Source organism: Staphylococcus kloosii (genome assembly GCF_003019255.1).
In the GTDB taxonomy this organism is placed as follows: domain Bacteria; phylum Bacillota; class Bacilli; order Staphylococcales; family Staphylococcaceae; genus Staphylococcus; species Staphylococcus kloosii.
The window spans coordinates 1,095,527-1,116,126 of the sequence record NZ_CP027846.1 but is presented as its reverse complement, the minus strand read 5'-3'; the positions used below and the strand labels follow the sequence as shown (position 1 = coordinate 1,116,126).

Genomic DNA, 20,600 nt, shown 5'->3' with positions numbered 1-20,600 from the left:
TTCACCTCTCTTAATCTTAAACTTTCTTCTTATGAATTAACGGTTTGAAAATAACTAATACATAAGAAACTAACAAACCAACAATTACACCAAAAATATTAATATTGTCTTTAAAACAAGCCCATAATACACATGCTAAAATCGCCGTTAAATATCTCCAAATATTGCCCGTAGATATATGTATAGTTTCAATCTTTTTAGCCTTAGCTAAATAATATTCGAAAGTAAATGTATTTATTAGCGATCCTATTGTCCCTATTATGAGTCCTAATACAAATGGTGAATTTGTGAAAAAAAACACAATAACCAATACAATAAGTGCATATATATAGTATTGAATGTATTGATTGAAGATGATGTGAAAACGTTTCAATTCTGTGCCTCATTTCATTAATTCCTAATTTATGAAAACCGTTCCACTCATATAAATTTAATAATAATATAGCGTGTAAAGCCTGTCAATTCTATTCAAATTGTTATTATAAAATCTTAATTTATGTCATTAAATTGTCACAAATAAAGTTAAATATAAACTTTTATATAAATGGTTCTGGTTTTTTATCTATTAAACCAAAATAATATTTAATATTGTCACAAATTCGTTTTGAAGCTTGTCCGTCACCATAAGGATTACGTGCCTGACTCATATGTTGGTAATGACTTTCATCATCTAACAATTGTACAGTAGCATTAAAAACGTATGCCTCTTCAGTACCTACAATTTCCAAAGTACCTGCTTCAACTCCTTCTGGTCTCTCTGTAGTGTCACGAAGAACTAACACGGGCTTACCAAGTGATGGTGCTTCTTCTTGCACACCACCTGAATCTGTCAATATAAAATAAGCATTATTTGCAAAATTATGAAAATCTATGACACCTAGTGGTTCGATTAATTCAATACGTTCATGATCACCTAAATACTGTTGTGCAATCGTCCTAACTTTAGGATTTTTATGCATTGGATAAACAACTACAACATCCTCATATTGTTCAACGACTCTTCTGACCGCTTTAAAGATATGCTCCATAGGCTCGCCTATATTCTCTCTTCTATGTGCGGTTAATAAAATGACACGTTTGCCTTTATGCTTTTGGATAATGGCAGAGTCATAGTCATCTCCTATCGTTGTGCTCATCGCATCGATTGCCGTATTACCAGTAACGACTATTGATGATTCATCTTTGTTTTCGTTAATTAAATTTTGAGCAGCATTATTGGTAGGAGCAAAATTTAAGTCTGCCATTACTCCTACCATTTGCCTATTCATCTCTTCAGGGAATGGCGCATACTTATTCCAAGTTCTGAGTCCTGCTTCAACATGACCTATTGGAATTTGATTATACAATGCCGCTAAACTACCCGCAAAAGTAGTCATCGTGTCACCATGCACAAGAATCATATCTGGTTGTACTTCTTTGATGACACTTTCTAACTTCATTAACACTCTAGATGTGATTTCGGACAAAGTTTGCCCTTGCTGCATAATATCTAAATCATAATCTGGTTTGATATGAAAAGTTTCAAGCACGCCATCTAACATTTCACGGTGTTGTGCAGAAACTACCACTACAGGCTGTAATTCTTCAGTTTCTTTTAACGCTTGTACTAACGGTGCCATTTTCACTGCCTCTGGCCTAGTACCAAAAACAGTCATGATTTTTTTCATATTAATACACTCCTGGTGTTCTATTTTGTACCAAATAAACGGTCACCAGCATCGCCTAGTCCAGGGATGATATATGCATGGTCATCCAATTTCTCATCAAGCGCTGCGATGTAAATATCAACATCTTCATGAGCCGCTTTCATTTTTTCTACACCTTCTGGCGCTGCAATTAAGCACATAAAACGAATATGCTTTGCTCCTCTTTTCTTAAGAGAATTTATTGCTTCAATAGCTGAAGAACCAGTAGCTAACATAGGGTCAACTACAACGATTTCTCTTTCTTCAATATCTTGAGGTAATTTAGCAAAGTATTCTACAGCTTCTAGAGTATTTGGATCTCTATATAAGCCGATATGACCAATTCTAGCAGCTGGTACAAGGTTTAAAATCCCTTGAGTCATTCCTAATCCTGCTCTTAAAATAGGTACAAATGCTAATTTTTTCCCTGTTAATCGTTTTGCAACCATTTCAGTAACAGGTGTTTTAATTTTAACATCTTGTAATTCTAGATCTCTTGTAACTTCATAGGCCATTAGCATACCTACTTCATCAACAAGTTCTCTAAATTCTTTCGTACCCGTGTGTACATCTCTAATATAGCTTAATTTGTGTTGGATTAATGGATGGTCAAAAACATGTACTTTGCCCATAATTCATTTCCCTCCTATTTTTAATTATATAAAGGATATTTTGTAGTTAATTGTTTTACGCGTTCTTTACCTTCTGATAGTGCTTTTTCGTCTTCAGGATTTTTAAGTACTAAACTCATGATTTTACCTACTTCTTCAAAAGCTTGTTCGTCAAAACCACGAGTTGTTGCAGCAGGTGTACCTAGTCTGATACCGCTAGTAACGAATGGTTTTTCTTGATCGAATGGAATTGTATTTTTATTACAAGTGATACCAATTGCGTCAAGCGTTTCTTCTGCCACTTTACCAGTAATACCTGCAGATGATTTAACGTCCACCGCTACTAAATGATTGTCAGTACCACCTGAAACTACACGGAAACCTTCTTTATTTAGTGTATCTGCAAGTGTTTGTGCATTTTTAATCACTTGTTGTTGGTATGTTTTGAAATCATCTTGTAAAGCTTCACCGAAAGCAATTGCTTTAGCCGCAATTACGTGTTCTAAAGGACCACCTTGGATACCCGGGAAGATTTTTTTATCAATGTCTTTTTTATATTCTTCTTTACATAAAATCATACCGCCACGAGGGCCACGTAAAGTTTTATGTGTTGTTGTCGTAACGAAATCTGCATATTCAACTGGATTTTGATGTAAGCCAACAGCTACTAATCCTGCGATATGAGCCATATCCACCATTAGTTTAGCGCCTACTTCATCAGCGATTTCTTTGAATTTTTTAAAATCAATTTCGCGTGAATATGCTGAAGCACCAGCAACGATTAATTTAGGTTGATGTTTTTTAGCAATACTTAAAACTTCGTCATAATCGATTTGTTCAGTGTCTTTATCTACACCGTAATCAACGAAATTATAAAATTGCCCACTAAAGTTTACAGGAGCTCCGTGAGTTAAATGTCCACCATGACTTAAATTCATACCAAGTACAGTATCACCATGTTCTAAAGCAACTAAATAAACAGCCATATTTGCTTGTGAACCAGAGTGTGGTTGAACATTTACGTGTTCAGCACCAAAAAGTTTTTTCGCGCGATCGATAGCAATGCTTTCAGATACATCAACGAATTCACAGCCACCATAATATCTTCTATTAGGGTACCCTTCAGCATATTTATTAGTTAATACTGAACCTTGAGCTTCCATAACCGCTTCAGAAACGAAGTTTTCTGATGCAATAAGTTCGATATTGTTGTTTTGACGGTTAAATTCATTTTGGATTACTTCATAGATTTCTTTATCTTGCTTTTGGATAAATGACATTGGTATAGTTCCCTCACTTTTAATTAATTATATTTCGCTCGTTCGCCACCAATTTTTTTAGGTCTAGATGATGCTACAGTTACAAAAGCCTCGCCAACTTTTTTCGTCTCAGTACGTTCTGGTATAGCAACATGATTTATATGCATGCCAATAAGTGTTTGGCCAATATCAATACCTTTTGGTACAGAAATATATTCGACTACCATTGGGTTATCTAGTTGTTGATATGCATATGTAGCCATACTGCCTCCAGCGTGTACATCTGGAACGACTGTAACTTCTTCCAACGTTAATGGGTTAAAATTAGATCGATCTATCGTTACTGCTCTATTAATGTGTTCGCATCCTTGATATACAAACGACACTCCTGTGTCTTGCTCAATTGCCTTGAGCTGATTATATATCTTTTCAGCTACATCCATAGAACCTACAGAACCAATTCTTTCGCCAATGATTTCAGAGGTAGAACAACCGATAATACAAAGTTCATTTTCTTTGAAAAAATCACGGTTTTTTAATTCTTCAAGTAACAATGCTAAATCATTTTCCATTTTTACCCACCCCCTATAAAAGTAATATATAATTTCCATAAATCAGACAACTTCAGAAAAAATATATAGCAAACTCGCTACACGTTAACATTATAACTTATTTTTCAGATAACTTATACCAATTATGCAAATTTATGTTTCCATAATTTTTTGCTTGACCTTTACAATTAAAGACGATAACTCTTCAAAAATTGCTTCATAATCGCTTTTATTCCCACCAAAAGGGTCAGAAATATCGCCTTTTTCACCAATAAATTCTTTTATCGTATAAATATTTTTTTGTTTACCATATTGATTAAATAATGAATGTTTATGCGTTTCTGTCATTGTAAAAATGTAGTCTGCCGCTAAATCATCAGTCGAAAATGATTTGGCAGTACTACTTTCTGGCAAGCTTTTTTCCGCTATAATCTCTTGGCTATTTTTAGAAATGGGACTACCGTCCATGGCAAAGAGCCCTCTGGATTCAATAACACATTCATCTAATTCATTTTTAGCAATACTTTCTGCTAAAGGACTGCGACAGGTATTTCCCGTACAAACGAATATAATCCTCATAAATCATCACCCTCAATTATTTGTTGACTAGCTGCTTTCATTAAGCGATTCATATAAGCATTCGATTGCTCAGTGTCCTTAAAGCCATAGATATAAGCATGTTTAATGTTTGTATCGTTATCTAATCGATGCAAAATAGTATATAGGTTATGGTTGGCACCTTTTAAATCCTTAGTATCCGTACACAGTGATATAAATTGCGCATTATGAGGAACTAAATGCTTTTTATTATCTGGTACAATAAAGGCTATATTTTGCCATTCCTGTACAGTTGTTGGCATTTTATTAAAGTTACGAATAATGGTTAATGGTGTATCTGGAGCATAATGTTTATATTTCATGCCTGGTGCTATAGGTTTTTCGTTATTAAAGTCTGTAAATGCCTCGACACTATGAGGAATAACTTCTTCAATCATTTGTTTCGTTATAGCACCTGGTCTAGCTATTCTAAACGGATAAACAGTGCAATCTAATACAGTACTTTCTAATCCCTCTTCACTCTGGTCTCCATTAATTATGCCATCAACACGTCCATTTAAATCTTGATATACGTGTTCAAACAATGTAGGCGAAGGTCTACCGCTTAAATTAGCACTCGGAGCAGCAATAGGTAAATCAACTTGTTGTAAAATATAGCGCCCTACTTTATGACTAGGCATTCTTACTGCTATAGATGACAATCCACCGGACACCCTATCACATAAGTAGCCTGACTTCAGCGGAACAATAAAGGAGATTGGACCAGGCCAAAAATGTTGCATTAACGTTATAGTCTCAACAGAAATATTCTGAGTAAAATCAGCTAACTGATCCATACTATGGATATGTACGATTAATGGGTTATCTGAAGGTCTGCCCTTCGCTTCATAAATAGCTTTAACAGCGTCATCATCCTTAGCATTGCCTCCTAATCCATAAACTGTTTCTGTAGGTAATGCAATTAAACCACCCTGTTGGTAAATACGTTTTATTTCTTGTACATCATCATTAGCAGATAAAAGTGCATTAATATTTCTAAAGTCCCATGTTTTTGTATCCACTATCGTCACAACCTTTCATAGTTATTTTAAAATAAAACAAAAAGTTATGCATCTACGCAAAATACGCAGACACATAACTCTTACCAATTAAATGAAATGATTCTGTCATTGTTATTTATATCTTGAATAATTTTTACGTCTATATGTGAATACAATGATTCAATTATAGTTTTTAATATTTCAGCTTGATTAAAACCAATTTCAAACACGACTTTAGCATTATCATTCAATACATGAGGTAGATCTTCTAAAATCGATTTGTAAATTGCCAAGCCATTGTCATCAGCAAAAAGTGCACTATCAGGTTCAAAATTAACAACCGAATTAGTCATAATGTCTATATCTTTTCTATCTATATATGGCGGATTGGAGATCAAGCCATCAACTGTTATTTGTTGTTCTATAAGGGGTGTAAGACAATCGCCATGTAGAAAGTTAATATCAACCTCATGCTTTTGAGCATTGCTTTTAGCTACTTTTAAAGCTTCTAGACTAATATCTGTAGCAAAAACTTCTAATGATTTATTCAACTTTTTTAACATTACCGGTATATTGCCACTACCAGTACCTATATCCACTACTTTACTATTATCAGGAAGTTCATCCAAGAAATGTAGCATAACCTCTTCAGTTTCAGGTCTAGGTATTAAGCAATGTTGATTCACATCGAACACTTCACCATAAAAACTTTGAAAACCAACAATATATTGTACTGGTTCACCTTGATATAAACGTTCAAAAGCATCATCCAATTTATTTTGTTCCATCTCAGTTGGAATTTTATTTTGCTTCATAATCATATCTGTACGATTCCAGTCAAACAAATCCATAATTAACCAATCGACGCTCGAAGTGTCTAAATCTTTAGTAGCACATTTCGCCTTTGCATCGTTAATAAAATCTTTAAATTTCACCATTGTTTAGTTCTTTCAATTTTTCGGTTTGTTCAGACATCGTTAACGCATCTATGATTTCATCCAACTTACCTTCCATAACTTGATCTAGTTTTTGGATAGTTAAACCTATTCGATGGTCTGTCACTCTGTTTTGAGGATAGTTATAAGTTCTAATTCGTTCTGAACGGTCACCAGTACCTACTGCAGATTTACGTTCTGAAGCATATTTAGCTTCTTCTTCTTGTACTTTCATGTCGTATACACGCGCTTTTAATACTTTCATCGCTTTTTCACGGTTTTTAATTTGAGACTTTTCATCTTGTGATGTTACGACTGTACCTGTTGGTAAATGTGTAATACGCACAGCTGAGTCAGTCGTATTGACGTGCTGACCACCTGCACCACTTGAACGATAAGTATCAATTTTAATATCTTCATTACGTATTTCAACTTCTACGTCTTCAGCCTCTGGTAAAACAGCAACAGTTGCTGTTGACGTATGAATACGTCCACCTGATTCAGTTTCTGGTACACGTTGTACACGGTGGGCACCATTTTCGTATTTTAATTTTGAATAAGCACCTTGACCTTGAATCATTACACTGATTTCTTTATAACCACCATGGTCGCTATCATTCATTTCTACGACATCTGTTTTGTAGCCAAGTGTTTCACTGTATCTAGAGTACATTCTAAATAAGTCACCTGCGAAAATCGCAGCTTCATCCCCACCAGCAGCAGCTCTAATTTCTAAAATAACGTTCTTATCGTCGTTAGGATCTTTAGGTATAAGTAAGAATTTCAATTCTTCTTCTAATTGAGGAATTCTTTCTTTCGAGCTTTGTAACTCTTCTTTTAACATTTCAATTTCATCTTTATCTTTTGTATCATTCAACATTGTTTCAATTTCGCCAATATCTTCATTAACTTGTTTGTAATCACGATAAACTTCCACAGTTTTTTGTAAATCTGCTTGTTCTTTCGAATAAGCACGTAATTTTGATGAATCATTTACAACATCAGGGTCACTTAATAATTCATTTAATTGTTCGTATCGTTCTTCTACTATATCTAATTGATCAAACACTTATAGTTCCTCCTTGTCATTATCACTTGGCGCTACTACATGATGTGCTCTACATCTTGGTTCATAGCTTTCATTTGCGCCTACCAAAATAATCGGATCATCAATTTTAGCTGGTTTACCGTCAATAAGTCGTTGTGTACGGCTTGATGATGCGCCACAAACTGCACATACAGCTTGCAATTTAGTAACGATTTCGCTAACAGATAGTAATTCTGGTATTGGTCTAAAAGGTCTGCCTCTAAAATCCATATCTAAACCAGCAGTTATAACTCTATGGCCTTGAGAAGCTAAATGTTCAGCAATTTTTACTACTTCGTCTTCAAAAAATTGTACCTCATCAATACCAATGATACCTACGTCTGTTAAATCATGTCTTAATATCTCAGAAGCTGTTGAAATATTAAATGCTTCTATTGCATTCCCATTATGAGAGACTATTTTATCTTTATGATATCGGTCATCTATAGCTGGTTTAAATACTACTACCTTTTGTTTAGCATATAAACCTCTACGTAAACGTCGTATTAATTCCTCTGATTTACCACTAAACATACTGCCAGTGATACATTCTATCCAACCAGAATGATAAGTTTCATACATAATGAGTCCATCCTTTTCAAAACATAATCGATTTATTATAGCATATTTACATTACAGAAATCTGTACTTATACAGTTGTTTTTTATTAATTGTTAAAAATAAAACTTCAAATATTTAGATATGTAACCTACGAAAGTTAATCTATCGTTATACTAACAAAAAAAGCACTCTCATATAAATATGAGAATGCTTTATGACAACAATTATTGGTTGCTTGATTTGTAACCGAATTTCTTGTTGAAACGTTCAACACGACCATCCGCAGCAGCGAATTTTTGACGTCCTGTGTAGAATGGATGAGAATCAGAAGAAATATCTAAACGAATAACTGGGTATTCATTGCCGTCTTCCCATTCCATAGTTTCTGAAGATGTTTTAGTAGAACCACTTAAGAATTTAAAATCTGTAGTAGTGTCTAAAAAGATAACTTTGTGGTACTCAGGATGAGTATTTTGTTTCATTGTTTTCAGCTCCTTTGCCCTGAACCATCTGGAACAGAGTTGTTTGTGAGTTTTTTACCCAATACTAAGTCATTATAATTGTTATACATATAAAACGCAACCCTCTTTATAAAGTTTCGTTTTAAACGTGACTTTGTATTTAAGTCAATAAATTAAATGATTGGTTTTCCAGTTTTAGTACTTTCTTCTGCTGATTTTTGTAACTGTAAGAAAAACTCGTGATTGTTATTAGTTCGTTTCAATTTACGTATAAATCTTTCTGTAAAGTCTAATGAATCGCTAAACATATTACGCAATTGCCATAAAGATTCCAATTCTTTTGGTGAAATTAATAATTCTTCTTTTCTTGTAGAGCTTCGTCCGATATCTATAGCAGGGAAAACACGACGTTCAGCTAATTTGCGATCTAAATGCAGTTCCATATTACCTGTACCTTTAAATTCTTCGTAAATCATATCATCCATACGTGAACCCGTATCTACAAGTGTAGTAGCTAATATAGTCAAACTGCCACCAGCTTCAATATTACGTGCTGCACCAAAGAAGGCCTTTGGCTTGTGTAATGAAGCAGGATCTAGACCGCCTGATAAAGTTCTGCCACTTGGAGGAATTACCAAGTTATAGGCACGGGCTAATCTTGTAATTGAATCCATTAAAATAATAACATCTTTTCCAATTTCGACGAGTCTTTTTGCTCTTTCTAACAATAACTCCGCAACTTTAACATGGTGTTGTGGTGGTTCATCAAATGTCGAATGTACGACTTCAGCAGATTCAACAGAACGTTCTATGTCAGTTACCTCTTCCGGTCTTTCACCGACAAGTAAAATAAATAATTCTGCATCTGGTTTATTAACAGCAATCGCGTTTGCAATCTCTTTAAGCAATGAAGTTTTACCTGCTTTAGGTGGTGCTACAATCAGTCCACGTTGCCCTAAACCAATCGGCGTAATTAAATCCATTATTCTTGTTGAATATTTATTTTTCTCAGTTTCTAACACAATGCGTTCTTCTGGATAAAGTGGTGTGAGTGCTTGGAAATGAGGTCGCTTTTTAACTTCTTCTGCATTTTCATCATTCACAAAGTCAACTTGTAACAAGCCATAATATTTTTCATTATCTTTAGGCTTTCTTACTTTGCCTGTTACTTTATCTCCGCGTTTAATTTCAAATCGTCTTATTTGGCTAGCGGATATATAAATATCTTTTTCACCTTTTGAATAATTAACAGTTCTAAGGAAACCATAGCCATCTTGTTGGATGTCATCTAGTATCCCTTCCATATAGTAATTGCCGTCTTTCTCCATTTGCGCTTCCATAATGGCTAACACAAGTTCTTTTTTATTCAATTTACTATAATTTGTTAATTTTAAGGATTTTGCTTTTTGAGTGAGCTCTTTAGTAGTGTAATTTTTATATAATTCGTGGAATGACTCGTACTGAGGTGATGTACGTACTTTGTCAGGCATTATCTTGCACCCATTTCATAAAAAAGTTTATTTAAATAGCCTAATAGTTCACTATTCATCTAATCACTATAGCAAATTTTCTATTTAAATACAAAATGATTTTCAGTTATTGAAAAAATAAAAAAATATTGGGTGGTTACCCACCCAATATCTTGAACTAATTATTAATTGTAAAATCCTGCAATAGATTTAACTTCTAGGAATTCTTCAATACCATAGTCGCCCCATTCGCGGCCAATACCTGATTGTTTATAACCACCGAATGGTAAGTCTGGTTTACGACCTGCTTCGTTAATTTCAACTGTTCCAGCTTCCATTGAACGTGCAACTTTTTCCAATTGTTCTTTATCTTTACCAAATACATAGCTTGCAAGTCCGTATTTAGTATCATTAGCAATTTTAATAGCTTCGTCTAAATTGTTGTAACTAATGATAGACATTACTGGTCCAAAAATTTCTTCTTGAGCAATTGTCATTTTATTATCAACATTATTAAATATAGTTGGTCTAGCAAAGTAACCTTTTTCTAAGCCTTCTGGCTTACCTGGACCACCATAAAATAGTTCTGCACCTTCGTTGATACCTTTATCAATATATGCTTGAACTTGGTCGAATTGTTTTTTACTAATAATTGGACCCATTTCAGTTGATGCATCTGTAGGGTCGCCTACTTTAATTTGGCTCATTTTTTCTTTAACAGCAGTTAAGAAATCAGCTTTAATACTTTCTGGAACTAATGTTCTTGTACCAGCAGTACAAACTTGACCAGTGTTACCAATTACTTTTTTAACTGCAGCTGCAGCCGCATCTTCGATATCTGCATCTTCTAAAATAATATATGGTGATTTACCACCTAATTCAAGTGATACTTTTTTGAAGTCTTTAGCAGCTTTTTCCATAATTTTAGAACCAGTACCGCCAGAACCAGTAAATGATACGATTCTAATGCTTGGGTGTTCACTGATTGGGTTACCAACGCCTTCACCGTCACCATTTACAAGGTTGAATACACCTTTAGGTACGCCTACTTTATCAAAAATTTCAGCTAAGATAATTGCAGCAAATGGTGTTTCTTCAGATGGTTTTAATACAACTGGACTACCTGCAGCAAATGCAGCAGCTAATTTTAATGAAGTTTGGTTAGTTGGGAAGTTCCATGGTGTAATTAATCCTGCTACACCAATAGCTTCTTTAACTACTAAATCATTGCCACGACGTTCTTCAAATTCAAAATCATCTAGTGCGTCACGTGCAGCTTCAAAATGATCTAGTCCCATTTGGTAATGTACTTTTTCTGCATTAGTAACCGGAGAACCTAATTCGTCTCTAATTGCTTCTACAATGTCATCTTTTCTATTTTTATATTCTTGTACTATTTTATCTAAAAGATCGCGTCTTTCTTTAACAGAACTATGTCTGAAGTCAATATATACATTTTCAGCAGCTTCTACTGCTTTATCAACATCTTCTTTATTACCTTTTGCAATTGAACCGATAACTTCTTCAGTTGCAGGGTTAACAACTTCAATTGTTTCACCGCTCGTGCTGTCTATCCATTCACCGTTAATATATTGCTTAGTGAAGTTTCTCATTATATATTCACTCCTTAAATTTTTACTGTAGTTACATTCTAACAAGATTATTTGATTATGAAATAAAAATGCTCACAGGATATATGCAACTATCATTTAAAAAAACAAATAACTAAAAAATACCGTAAGAATCTTCACGATTCCTACGGTATATTCCCATAATAACAGCTATAATAAACGTTATATATTATTGCATCTCTTCCAGTTCAATATAATCTTGTGCCCACTTTTCTATTGGTACTAATGCTTGCGCTAGTGCATAACCTTTATCAGTTAACTCATATACAATATTTACCGGACTTGTCGATACAATTTTCTTTTCTACAAGTCCCCAATCACTTAAATCGGTCAACTTTATACTTAAAGCACGTGGCGTAATTGTTTTAAGATCTTTCTTCATATCAGAAAAGTGTGCTGATCGGCTTGAACATCTAGATAAATAATTAATGATAAGTCCATTCCAACTTCTACCGACGATTTTGAAAGTTTCTTCAAGATAAGGACAAACCTCCATTATATTCACCTCTATTCAGCATCGCTAAATTCACCAATCGTTAGTTCCTAATTCTTGATATAATTATTATACCACATTTTTTATATTTCTTCAGTCCAAATATCTGCGCCTAATGCTGATAATGTTTTAACAATATTTGTATATCCTCTATAGATATGTTTAACGTTATAAATTGTAGTAACACCTTCTGCTAAAAGACCCGCTACGATTAGACAAGCGCCCGCTCTTAAATCACTAGCATAGACTTCTGCACCTTTTAAAGTAGATGGTTTTACAGTCGCTGTACCATTGTCAACGTGAATATCTGCATTCATCTTTTGTAATTCTTCTACATGTTTAAATCGTGCTGGATAAATTGTTTCTGTTACAAACGACACGCCATCAGTTAAAAATAATAATGGTGTGATAGGCTGTTGTAAATCAGTAGCAAAACCAGGATAAACAAGTGTTTTAATATCTACACTATTGTATGTAGGCTTACGTTTAATTTTAACGCTGTCGTCTTCCATCGTTAAATCGACGCCTAATTCTTTCATTTTTACTGCTAGTGGTTCTAAATGAGTTGGTATAATATTATTAATTTCAATATCTTCCCCACAAGCAGCTGCAATACACATATATGTACCCGCTTCAATTCTATCTGGTATTACTTGATGATTGGAGCCATGTAAATGTGGTACACCCATTATTTTAATTGTACTTGTACCAGCACCTTTAATATTCGCTCCAAGAGAAGTTAAAAATGATGCCACATCGACTACTTCAGGTTCTTTAGCCGCATTTTCTATAACCGTTTGTCCTTCTGCACGAACGGCAGCTAACATGATATTAATTGTAGCGCCTACACTTACCATATCTAAGAAAATATTTGCGCCAACAAGTTTATCCGCTACTAATTGCATAGAAGTTTCACTAGATTCATCTATTTCTGCACCTAACGCTTTGAATCCTTTAATATGTTGGTCAATAGGTCTAGGCCCTAAAGGACAACCACCAGGTAAACCAATAACACATTTATTAAATCTACCTAACATTGCGCCCATCATATAATAAGAAGCTCTTAATGATTCTACTTTATTATTAGGTAATGGTGCATTTTCAATTTCAGTTGGGTCTACATTTAATGTTGATCCATCAAGTTCAGTTTTAATGTTTAAATCGCCTAACAAACTTACAAGTGTTTCTACATCTGATATTTCAGGCAAACCATTTATCGTCACTTTGTCTTCAGCTAAAATTGATGCAGGTATAATTGCAACCGCACTATTTTTAGCGCCATGATTATTTACAGTACCTTTAAGTGTTTGTCCACCTCTAATTTTAATAACTTCTTGAGCCATACGCACGTTCTCCTTTTTTCAATCACTCGAAATCTAATTTTACACAATACGAGAATTATAAAATAAATCGATGTTCAATGCAAAAATCATCTTTCCAAATCATAAGCAAATTTAAATTCTATCTCTGTTAATTTGACTCAATATTACAATTCCCATTGTAAAGCAACTTAAATCATTATTTTATAAAATTCTTAAAAAGATTTATTTTTTGAGAATTCTAAACTCACATTTCAATATTTAATGCGTTAATTATAACATAAAAAACAGCTATTATACTTATATATAATAGCTGTTAATATCTTTAATTATTTAGCTTGATTAGAAGTTCCAAACTCTCTAATTTTACCTTTTACTGTTTCTTTAATTGCTTCACGTGCTGGCCCTAAATATTTACGAGGGTCATAAACTTCTTTGTCTGCATTTAATACATCACGAACAGCTTGTGCAGAAGCAATTTGGTTTTCAGTATTTACGTTTATTTTAGCAGTACCATAAGGAATTGCTCTTTGGATATCTTTTGTTGGGATACCAGTACCACCGTGTAATACTAATGGTAAACCAGTAGAAGTACCAATTTCTTCCATTTCTTTGAAACCTAATTTTGGTTCACCTTTATATGGCCCATGTACTGAACCAAGTGCTGGTGCTAATGTGTCAATTCCAGTTCTTTCTACTAGTTCTTGACATTCTTTAGGATCAGCATAAATAACGCCTTCAGCTACAACGTCATCTTCTTGTCCACCAACAGTTCCTAATTCAGCTTCAACTGATACACCATTTTCGTGAGCATATTCAACTACTTTTGAAGTAATTTCAATATTTTCTTCGAATGGAGCGTGAGAAGCATCAATCATTACTGATGTGAAACCAGCGTCAATTGCTTCTTTACATTTTTCAAAGCTTGAACCATGGTCTAAGTGGATAGCTACAGGAATTGTAATGTTAAAGTCATGTAATAAACCTTCAACCATTTTCACTACAGTATAAAATCCACCCATGTAGCGAGCAGCACCTTCAGATACACCTAAAATTACTGGTGCATTCTCTTCTTGAGAAGCTTGTAGTATAGCTTGTGTAAATTCTAAGTTATTTAAGTTGTATTGACCAACCGCATAACCATTTTCTTTTGCATCGATTAACATTTCTTTCATTGAAACTAAAGGCATTAAAGTTCCTCCTTGGGTGCAATGTGCACGTATTTTTACTATTGTATTATATCAAAATTTGGACTCGTATGCATGCAAATTCAATAATTTTAATTAATTTTCATATACTTATTACATTTAAATATTATCAAATAAGTTTAAAATACGTATTATTGCATTATATTAGGCATTTTTATACAATATGTTGATGAAGAAAGAACGGAGGGTATCCATGTCTAAAATTTTAAATACACAATTAAATGGGATATTTAATAGATTAGAAGATCAAGCGCTAGATATTCAAATGGCTGCACAATGTGTTGTCCAAGCTATTGGTGGTGAAGGCATCGTTTATATTAAAGGGTATGACGATTTAAAATTCTTTGAATCTTATATCGTTAACAGTAATGAAAAATTAGACTCAAGTGAAATTATGACTGACACGATTGCTAATACCTCAATTGATACGACAGACAGAGTGTTTTTATTCGCTCCTTTTTATACTGCAGAAGTTCAAAGTGATGTTGAAACGTTAATAAACTTAGATGCTGACTTTGTACTCATTACAAATAAACCCAAAGAAACTGATTTTCCTGATCACCTGTTTCATTTCGTTAACTTAAATACATCTAGACCAATTATTTACACAGAAGATTACGATAAAATTATTACACCACACACGATGTCATTTAATTACATTTATTATGAAATTTATACACAAATGATAGAGATGTCACGAGACTTAGAACTATAGATGATAGCACGCCTACCATATAATAATTAATAATCTTTGTTTGAAACTTGAATCACCATAAATTTTCGAACACATAAAGTAAACGTCAATTTCTAAACTATTATGTTAGAAATTGACGTTTTTTTATCTCAAAATTTTAAATTTTAATATTTTATTAATCAACTTACTTTTGACTTTGTTTTAAAGCAGCTTCAATAAATGATTTGAAGATTGGTTGTGGTCGGTTTGGTCTAGATAAAAATTCTGGGTGGAATTGGCACGCTACAAAGAAATCATTTGCAGGTATTTCTACCATTTCTACTAATCTGCCATCTGGACTCGTACCAGAGAAAACCATGCCATTATCTTCAAGTTGTTGACGATAATCATTGTTAAATTCATAACGATGACGATGTCTTTCTTCTATATCAGATAAATTGTAAATACGATGCGCTAAAGTATTTGGTTGGATTTTACATGGATATAAGCCTAAGCGTAAAGTTCCCCCTAAATCCTCAATATCTTTTTGTTCAGGTAGTAAATCAATGATTGGATATGGTGTGTTAGGATCTAATTCTGCTGAATGTGCACCTTCTAATCCAATAACGTGTCGCGCAAATTCAACTGTTGCTAATTGCATACCTAAACAGATACCAAAGTATGGCACATTATTTTCTCTAGCATATTTAATAGCTGAAATTTTACCTTCACTAGCACGGAACCCGAAACCACCAGGTACAAGTACGCCATCTACATCTGCTAGATAATCCTTCACATTTTCATCTGTAACTTCACTTGAATCTATCCATTTTACAACAACATCTTTTTTAAATGGATAACCCGCATGTTTTAATGATTCAACTACTGATAAATAAGCGTCTTGTAGACTTACATATTTACCAACTAAACCGATAGTTATTTTACCGTCTAAACTATTTACTGTATCTAATAAATATTGCCATTCATCTAATTGTGTTTCGTATTTTGGCTTTAATTGTAAACGTTCGATTACGATATCATCCATGTCTTGTTTACTTAATTGTAATGGAATTTCATATAACGAATCGGCATCACGACATTCAATAACACTTGCCTTATTAATATCACAGAACAATGCTATTTTATCTTTTAAATCTTGCGTCATTTCAAATTCAGTTCTAACAACAATTAAATCTGGTTGAATACCTAAACCACGTAATTCTTTCACACTATGTTGTGTTGGTTTTGTTTTCATTTCACCAGCAGCTTTAATATAAGGTAATAAAGTACAGTGAACATACATTACATTTTCTCTACCTAAATCACTTCTTATTTGTCTAATAGCTTCGATAAATGGTAAAGATTCGATATCGCCAGTCGTTCCGCCGATTTCTGTAATAACTACATCTGCATTTGTACTTTCGCCTGCTAATAATAATCGTTCTTTAATTTCATTTGTAATATGAGGGATAACTTGAACCGTACCACCTAAATAGTCACCACGACGTTCTTTTTTTAGAACGTGTGAATATACTTTACCAGCCGTTACGTTAGAATATTTATTTAAATTAATATCGATAAATCTTTCATAGTGACCTAAGTCTAAGTCAGTTTCTGCCCCATCATCAGTGACAAATACTTCACCATGTTGATATGGACTCATTGTACCTGGGTCCACATTTAAATATGGATCAAATTTTTGAATCGTTACTTTTAATCCACGATCTTTTAATAATCTACCTAAAGAAGCTGCCGTAATACCTTTACCAAGTGAGGAAACTACACCACCGGTTACAAAAATAAATTTTGTCATTTCTAATCCTCCTGTTATTCAAACAACCTTTTAATATTGTATTTTTCTTAGGGTCTAATACCTTTCTGATAGGGGGTGATACATTTTAACAATAATATGCCATATAAGTCGTTAGTATTTGCTTACTTTTCATATTATGTATAAAACTTAAGCGAAAACACTACTTCTTTTGCTAAAATTAAGCTATTAATAAGTTTATTTAAAAAATAAAAAAACGCTCCCTCTCACAAATTTGTAAGGGGGAGCGTATATAATTTATACACGTCGTCCTAATTAAAGGAGCCCGAATAAAATTTTATCATGTTCACAGAAAAAGTCAATTGAATATCAAGAATTACTCTTCGAATTCTTCCTCTTCTTCATCATATTCTTCGTCGTCTTCGTCTAATTCTTCATCATCTAATTCTTCATCGTCATCTTCGATAACAATTTCAGAATCATTGATTTCTTCTTCTACTTCTTCATCTTCAGGATCATTTAATCCTTCTTGATCATCAGTTGCATTAGGAATGTTGTCATCATCGTCTCGTTCGTCTTCACCTAATAGTTTAAGATTTTTATCTTCTTCGTCGTCTTTGTCTAAGATATCAAATTTTTGAATAGTTGGTGCAATTTTTTCTTCAATGTCATCTACTGAATACCAGTCACGTAATCCCCATACGTTTTCTCCTACGTTTAAGAAACGACCATCAGTGTTTAAGTCAGTATAGAATTGTACAATTCTATTTTCAATTTCATTATCTTCATAGTGACCAATTGCTTTGAATTCATCAATGATATCGTATAAATTCATTGTATCTGCTTTTTCATTTAATAGGCTATATGCCATGTCGATAAATGATTTCTCATCAACCATCTCTTTAGTATAATCTTGTATTTTCATAGCTCATTTACTTCCTTTCGCACGCTTTTCTCACATTTATATACACATTTCACTTAATTAATAGTAACAAATCTAAATTATAAAGGACAAACAATGATTACGCAATCAGTATTAATAATTTATATACTTTTCGAAGATAACAAAATCATCCCCTTCTTCGAAAGCAACAAAATTACTATTTAAACATAAGGGTTTTAGTTCGTTTCGTTCACCATATAACGTTATTGTTATGACATTTATACCTTCAAAATTTTTCCTAACGAATGTAGAAAGTTGTCTAAGTGCACTCTGAGCGATTCCACTTAAACGCTCCGAAGCATCAACTTCTATCGAAGTAATATTAAGTCTATTATCATGTTGTTCCACTGCAATAAACCCAACTTTTGAACCGTCTTTTATTAAATCTATAATATTGATGCCGTATTTATATTCTTCATCGTTTAAAATTAATGATAAAGATGACACATATTTGGCATCTAAATCTAAATAATATAAACGTTCTTTCCCGATTGGGCCTTCTTCTTTTGTCGCAGTGTGCATAAATCCAGCGCGTTCATATAAATTCCAAGCCCCTTTATTTTCAGCATCTACAACTAAATAGAGGTGATTGAAGTCTGGAAATACAGTTTGTACATATTGCGGGATAAACATCATAATTTGAGTACCATAACCATTCCCTTGGAAAACTTCATTGATAGATAATGATCGTATATAAACGACCTGTTCTGGCGTATCATAGCCTTCGTGTTGATAAAATTGATGTAATACAAAAAAACCTACGACTTGATCTTCTTCATTTAAGACAATGTTAGCAATTCTATCCTCGTCAGTTAATGCATCATCCAACACATCTTTCGGCAAAGATGAATATATTTGCTGTCTTTCACTTAATTTAAAATCATATAGTGCCTGTCGATATTGTTCTTCAAATTCTTGAACTTTAATGTTTTTGAATTGTTTCTTAATAACCATAATTAAACCCCTATGCGTTTTATTTAATTATTTATTACCACTAAACTAAAAATTTAACCCTTTGATTAAGCATTAACTTTATTTTAAAAAGCAATTCATCAACCAATTGACTCCATATTTATCTTTAACTTGCCCGTGTATTGCATTAAAGAATGTTTTTTCTAACGGCATATGCGGATTACCTTCTACACTTAAAGCATTATAAGCTTGTTCTTGTGTGGCTAAGTCATCAAGAGTCAAAATAATATCTGTATTTTCATTGCTATATGTTTTGCCGTAATTACTAGATAAATGTAATATTACTGCAGTTGAAACATGTAATTCAGCATGTAATATATTATCTTTAGCTTTATTTAATATTTTCACCTCACCACCAAATGCACTTTGATAATAATCAATTGCTTCTTTGACATTTTCGACAGTAATGTATGGGCTTAATTGCAACATTCAAAATTCTCCCCAACTTATATGTTATTTTCCAATATTTTATTATATTATTAGTTATAATGTAAATTTTTTAGGGGGGCACTTCAATGAAAATTGGTATTGATGCAGGTGGCACACTGATTAAAATAGTTATACAACATGATGATTATAGAGAATACCAGACGATACCTACGACAGAAATTGATAAAGTCATAAAGTGGTTAAACAATCATAATTGTGAGGATATTAGTTTAACTGGTGGGCATGCTGCAACTATCAATCAACAATTAAATTGTTCTACTCGAACTTTTGTAGAATTCGATGCAGCAGCAATTGGTCTAAATATTTTACTGAAGGAGCAAGGTCACAATTTAGATAATTATATTTTTACTAATGTCGGGACGGGTACGTCTTTACATTTCTCCGATGGTATTAATCAATCCCGTGTTGGCGGTATCGGAACTGGTGGTGGAATGATTCAAGGCTTAGGCTATTTATTAAGTGGTATAGAAGATTATGAAGAATTAACTAATATAGCGCAAAATGGTAATAGAGAACTTATTGACTTAAAAGTTAAACATATATATGAAAATACCGAACCTCCAATACCTGGTGATTTAACAGCAGCAAATTTTGGTAATGTATTACATAATATAGATTCAACATTTACCAAAGCCGATAAATTAGCATGTGTCATAGGTCTCGTCGGTGAAGTTATTACAACTATGGCGATTACAGTTGCGAGAGAACATAATACTGAACATGTTGCATATATAGGTTCTTCGTTCCACAATAACTTTTTGTTAAGAAAAGTAGTTGAAGATTATACAATCTTAAGAGGATTTAAGCCTTATTATGTTGAGCATGGTGCTTTTTCAGGCGCACTTGGTTGTCTTAACTTATAACCTAACAAAAAAAAGTGGTAATCACATGTCAATTCATTGTGATCACCACTTTTTTCATAG

Annotated in this window: 22 protein-coding genes; 2 read left to right on the top strand and 20 right to left on the bottom strand. The window is 33.3% G+C overall.

Going from position 1 to position 20,600, the window contains the following annotated elements; translation table 11 throughout:
* Positions 1 to 16: 16 nt before the first annotated feature.
* The 16 genes from C7J89_RS05425 to fdaB form a co-directional block, all read right to left on the bottom strand.
* Positions 17 to 373 (bottom strand): ATP synthase subunit I, encoded by a 357-nt coding sequence (locus C7J89_RS05425; protein WP_061855697.1) that lies wholly within the window; start codon positions 371 to 373, stop codon positions 17 to 19.
* 163 nt (positions 374 to 536) lie between these two features.
* The gene (gene wecB, locus C7J89_RS05420) at positions 537 to 1,667 is read right to left on the bottom strand and encodes a non-hydrolyzing UDP-N-acetylglucosamine 2-epimerase (RefSeq protein WP_103295882.1); all 1,131 of its coding nucleotides are present in this window, start codon (positions 1,665 to 1,667) and stop codon (positions 537 to 539) included.
* A 20-nt stretch (positions 1,668 to 1,687) separates the two neighbouring features.
* Positions 1,688 to 2,317 carry a uracil phosphoribosyltransferase gene (gene upp, locus C7J89_RS05415; RefSeq protein WP_061855699.1) on the bottom strand — a complete coding sequence of 210 codons (630 nt, stop codon included), beginning with the start codon at positions 2,315 to 2,317 and terminating at the stop codon, positions 1,688 to 1,690.
* 20 nt (positions 2,318 to 2,337) lie between these two features.
* Positions 2,338 to 3,576, bottom strand: coding sequence for a serine hydroxymethyltransferase (locus C7J89_RS05410; RefSeq protein ID WP_061855700.1), 1,239 nt, complete (start codon positions 3,574 to 3,576; stop codon positions 2,338 to 2,340).
* A 23-nt stretch (positions 3,577 to 3,599) separates the two neighbouring features.
* Entirely contained in the window at positions 3,600 to 4,127 is a 528-nt protein-coding gene (locus C7J89_RS05405; RefSeq protein WP_103295883.1) for a TIGR01440 family protein, read from the bottom strand.
* 132 nt (positions 4,128 to 4,259) lie between these two features.
* Positions 4,260 to 4,685 carry a low molecular weight protein arginine phosphatase gene (locus C7J89_RS05400; protein WP_061855702.1) on the bottom strand — a complete coding sequence of 142 codons (426 nt, stop codon included), beginning with the start codon at positions 4,683 to 4,685 and terminating at the stop codon, positions 4,260 to 4,262.
* On the bottom strand, positions 4,682 to 5,725 hold the full coding sequence (locus C7J89_RS05395) for an L-threonylcarbamoyladenylate synthase (protein ID WP_103295884.1): 1,044 nt from the start codon (positions 5,723 to 5,725) through the stop codon (positions 4,682 to 4,684). Before C7J89_RS05395 ends, C7J89_RS05400 begins: the two co-directional genes overlap by 4 nt.
* An 80-nt stretch (positions 5,726 to 5,805) precedes the next feature.
* Positions 5,806 to 6,642 carry a peptide chain release factor N(5)-glutamine methyltransferase gene (gene prmC / locus C7J89_RS05390; protein WP_103295885.1) on the bottom strand — a complete coding sequence of 279 codons (837 nt, stop codon included), beginning with the start codon at positions 6,640 to 6,642 and terminating at the stop codon, positions 5,806 to 5,808.
* A complete protein-coding gene (gene prfA / locus C7J89_RS05385) occupies positions 6,629 to 7,708 on the bottom strand; it encodes a peptide chain release factor 1 (protein ID WP_061855705.1) in 1,080 nt (359 codons plus the stop codon). The genes prmC and prfA overlap by 14 nt, the downstream gene beginning before the upstream one ends.
* Positions 7,709 to 8,308 carry a thymidine kinase gene (locus tag C7J89_RS05380; RefSeq protein WP_103295886.1) on the bottom strand — a complete coding sequence of 200 codons (600 nt, stop codon included), beginning with the start codon at positions 8,306 to 8,308 and terminating at the stop codon, positions 7,709 to 7,711. It lies immediately after the preceding gene.
* A gap of 203 nt (positions 8,309 to 8,511) precedes the next feature.
* Complete coding sequence (locus C7J89_RS05375; protein ID WP_061855707.1) at positions 8,512 to 8,769, bottom strand: type B 50S ribosomal protein L31; 258 nt, start codon at positions 8,767 to 8,769, stop codon at positions 8,512 to 8,514.
* Between the two features lie 152 nt (positions 8,770 to 8,921).
* Positions 8,922 to 10,238, bottom strand: coding sequence for a transcription termination factor Rho (gene rho / locus C7J89_RS05370; RefSeq protein ID WP_061855708.1), 1,317 nt, complete (start codon positions 10,236 to 10,238; stop codon positions 8,922 to 8,924).
* Between the two features lie 164 nt (positions 10,239 to 10,402).
* The gene (locus C7J89_RS05365) at positions 10,403 to 11,830 is read right to left on the bottom strand and encodes an aldehyde dehydrogenase family protein (RefSeq protein WP_103295887.1); all 1,428 of its coding nucleotides are present in this window, start codon (positions 11,828 to 11,830) and stop codon (positions 10,403 to 10,405) included.
* Between the two features lie 187 nt (positions 11,831 to 12,017).
* Positions 12,018 to 12,344: a winged helix-turn-helix transcriptional regulator gene (locus C7J89_RS05360; protein ID WP_061855710.1), complete on the bottom strand. Its 327-nt coding sequence runs from the start codon at positions 12,342 to 12,344 to the stop codon at positions 12,018 to 12,020.
* Between the two features lie 80 nt (positions 12,345 to 12,424).
* Positions 12,425 to 13,684: a UDP-N-acetylglucosamine 1-carboxyvinyltransferase gene (locus C7J89_RS05355; RefSeq protein WP_103295888.1), complete on the bottom strand. Its 1,260-nt coding sequence runs from the start codon at positions 13,682 to 13,684 to the stop codon at positions 12,425 to 12,427.
* Between the two features lie 305 nt (positions 13,685 to 13,989).
* The gene (fdaB, locus tag C7J89_RS05350) at positions 13,990 to 14,850 is read right to left on the bottom strand and encodes a class IIb fructose-bisphosphate aldolase FdaB (RefSeq protein WP_103295889.1); all 861 of its coding nucleotides are present in this window, start codon (positions 14,848 to 14,850) and stop codon (positions 13,990 to 13,992) included.
* A gap of 211 nt (positions 14,851 to 15,061) precedes the next feature.
* Between fdaB and C7J89_RS05345 the strand changes: the two genes are divergently transcribed.
* Positions 15,062 to 15,583 carry a DUF2529 family protein gene (locus C7J89_RS05345; RefSeq protein WP_103295626.1) on the top strand — a complete coding sequence of 174 codons (522 nt, stop codon included), beginning with the start codon at positions 15,062 to 15,064 and terminating at the stop codon, positions 15,581 to 15,583.
* Positions 15,584 to 15,746: 163 nt separating this feature from the next.
* Here C7J89_RS05345 and C7J89_RS05340 read toward each other — a convergent pair whose 3' ends face one another.
* The 4 genes from C7J89_RS05340 to C7J89_RS05325 all read right to left on the bottom strand — a co-directional run bounded on the left by C7J89_RS05340 (position 15,747) and on the right by C7J89_RS05325 (position 19,656).
* The gene (locus tag C7J89_RS05340; protein WP_061855714.1) at positions 15,747 to 17,354 is read right to left on the bottom strand and encodes a CTP synthase; all 1,608 of its coding nucleotides are present in this window, start codon (positions 17,352 to 17,354) and stop codon (positions 15,747 to 15,749) included.
* Positions 17,355 to 17,688: 334 nt separating this feature from the next.
* A complete protein-coding gene (rpoE, locus tag C7J89_RS05335) occupies positions 17,689 to 18,237 on the bottom strand; it encodes a DNA-directed RNA polymerase subunit delta (RefSeq protein WP_061855715.1) in 549 nt (182 codons plus the stop codon).
* Positions 18,238 to 18,348: 111 nt separating this feature from the next.
* Entirely contained in the window at positions 18,349 to 19,209 is an 861-nt protein-coding gene (locus C7J89_RS05330; RefSeq protein ID WP_103295625.1) for a GNAT family N-acetyltransferase, read from the bottom strand.
* 78 nt (positions 19,210 to 19,287) lie between these two features.
* Entirely contained in the window at positions 19,288 to 19,656 is a 369-nt protein-coding gene (locus tag C7J89_RS05325; protein ID WP_103295624.1) for a VOC family protein, read from the bottom strand.
* Positions 19,657 to 19,742: 86 nt separating this feature from the next.
* On the opposite strand from C7J89_RS05325, the gene coaW reads away from it, so the two are divergent.
* Positions 19,743 to 20,540 (top strand): type II pantothenate kinase, encoded by a 798-nt coding sequence (gene coaW / locus C7J89_RS05320; protein WP_061855718.1) that lies wholly within the window; start codon positions 19,743 to 19,745, stop codon positions 20,538 to 20,540.
* Positions 20,541 to 20,600 lie beyond the last annotated feature (60 nt).

Excerpts from the sequence above, each read along its gene's own strand:
- wecB (WP_103295882.1), bottom strand. The coding sequence starts at position 1,667 with ATGAAAAAAATCATGACTGTTTTTGGTACTAGGCCAGAGGCAGTGAAA.
- upp (WP_061855699.1), bottom strand. The coding sequence starts at position 2,317 with ATGGGCAAAGTACATGTTTTTGACCATCCATTAATCCAACACAAATTA.
- C7J89_RS05410 (WP_061855700.1), bottom strand. The coding sequence starts at position 3,576 with ATGTCATTTATCCAAAAGCAAGATAAAGAAATCTATGAAGTAATCCAA.
- C7J89_RS05405 (WP_103295883.1), bottom strand. The coding sequence starts at position 4,127 with ATGGAAAATGATTTAGCATTGTTACTTGAAGAATTAAAAAACCGTGAT.
- C7J89_RS05400 (WP_061855702.1), bottom strand. The coding sequence starts at position 4,685 with ATGAGGATTATATTCGTTTGTACGGGAAATACCTGTCGCAGTCCTTTA.
- prmC (WP_103295885.1), bottom strand. The coding sequence starts at position 6,642 with ATGGTGAAATTTAAAGATTTTATTAACGATGCAAAGGCGAAATGTGCT.
- C7J89_RS05380 (WP_103295886.1), bottom strand. The coding sequence starts at position 8,308 with ATGTATGAAACTTATCATTCTGGTTGGATAGAATGTATCACTGGCAGT.
- C7J89_RS05375 (WP_061855707.1), bottom strand. The coding sequence starts at position 8,769 with ATGAAACAAAATACTCATCCTGAGTACCACAAAGTTATCTTTTTAGAC.
- rho (WP_061855708.1), bottom strand. The coding sequence starts at position 10,238 with ATGCCTGACAAAGTACGTACATCACCTCAGTACGAGTCATTCCACGAA.
- C7J89_RS05365 (WP_103295887.1), bottom strand. The coding sequence starts at position 11,830 with ATGAGAAACTTCACTAAGCAATATATTAACGGTGAATGGATAGACAGC.
- C7J89_RS05360 (WP_061855710.1), bottom strand. The coding sequence starts at position 12,344 with ATGGAGGTTTGTCCTTATCTTGAAGAAACTTTCAAAATCGTCGGTAGA.
- C7J89_RS05355 (WP_103295888.1), bottom strand. The coding sequence starts at position 13,684 with ATGGCTCAAGAAGTTATTAAAATTAGAGGTGGACAAACACTTAAAGGT.
- fdaB (WP_103295889.1), bottom strand. The coding sequence starts at position 14,850 with ATGCCTTTAGTTTCAATGAAAGAAATGTTAATCGATGCAAAAGAAAAT.
- C7J89_RS05345 (WP_103295626.1), top strand. The coding sequence starts at position 15,062 with ATGTCTAAAATTTTAAATACACAATTAAATGGGATATTTAATAGATTA.
- C7J89_RS05340 (WP_061855714.1), bottom strand. The coding sequence starts at position 17,354 with ATGACAAAATTTATTTTTGTAACCGGTGGTGTAGTTTCCTCACTTGGT.
- rpoE (WP_061855715.1), bottom strand. The coding sequence starts at position 18,237 with ATGAAAATACAAGATTATACTAAAGAGATGGTTGATGAGAAATCATTT.
- C7J89_RS05330 (WP_103295625.1), bottom strand. The coding sequence starts at position 19,209 with ATGGTTATTAAGAAACAATTCAAAAACATTAAAGTTCAAGAATTTGAA.
- C7J89_RS05325 (WP_103295624.1), bottom strand. The coding sequence starts at position 19,656 with ATGTTGCAATTAAGCCCATACATTACTGTCGAAAATGTCAAAGAAGCA.
- coaW (WP_061855718.1), top strand. The coding sequence starts at position 19,743 with ATGAAAATTGGTATTGATGCAGGTGGCACACTGATTAAAATAGTTATA.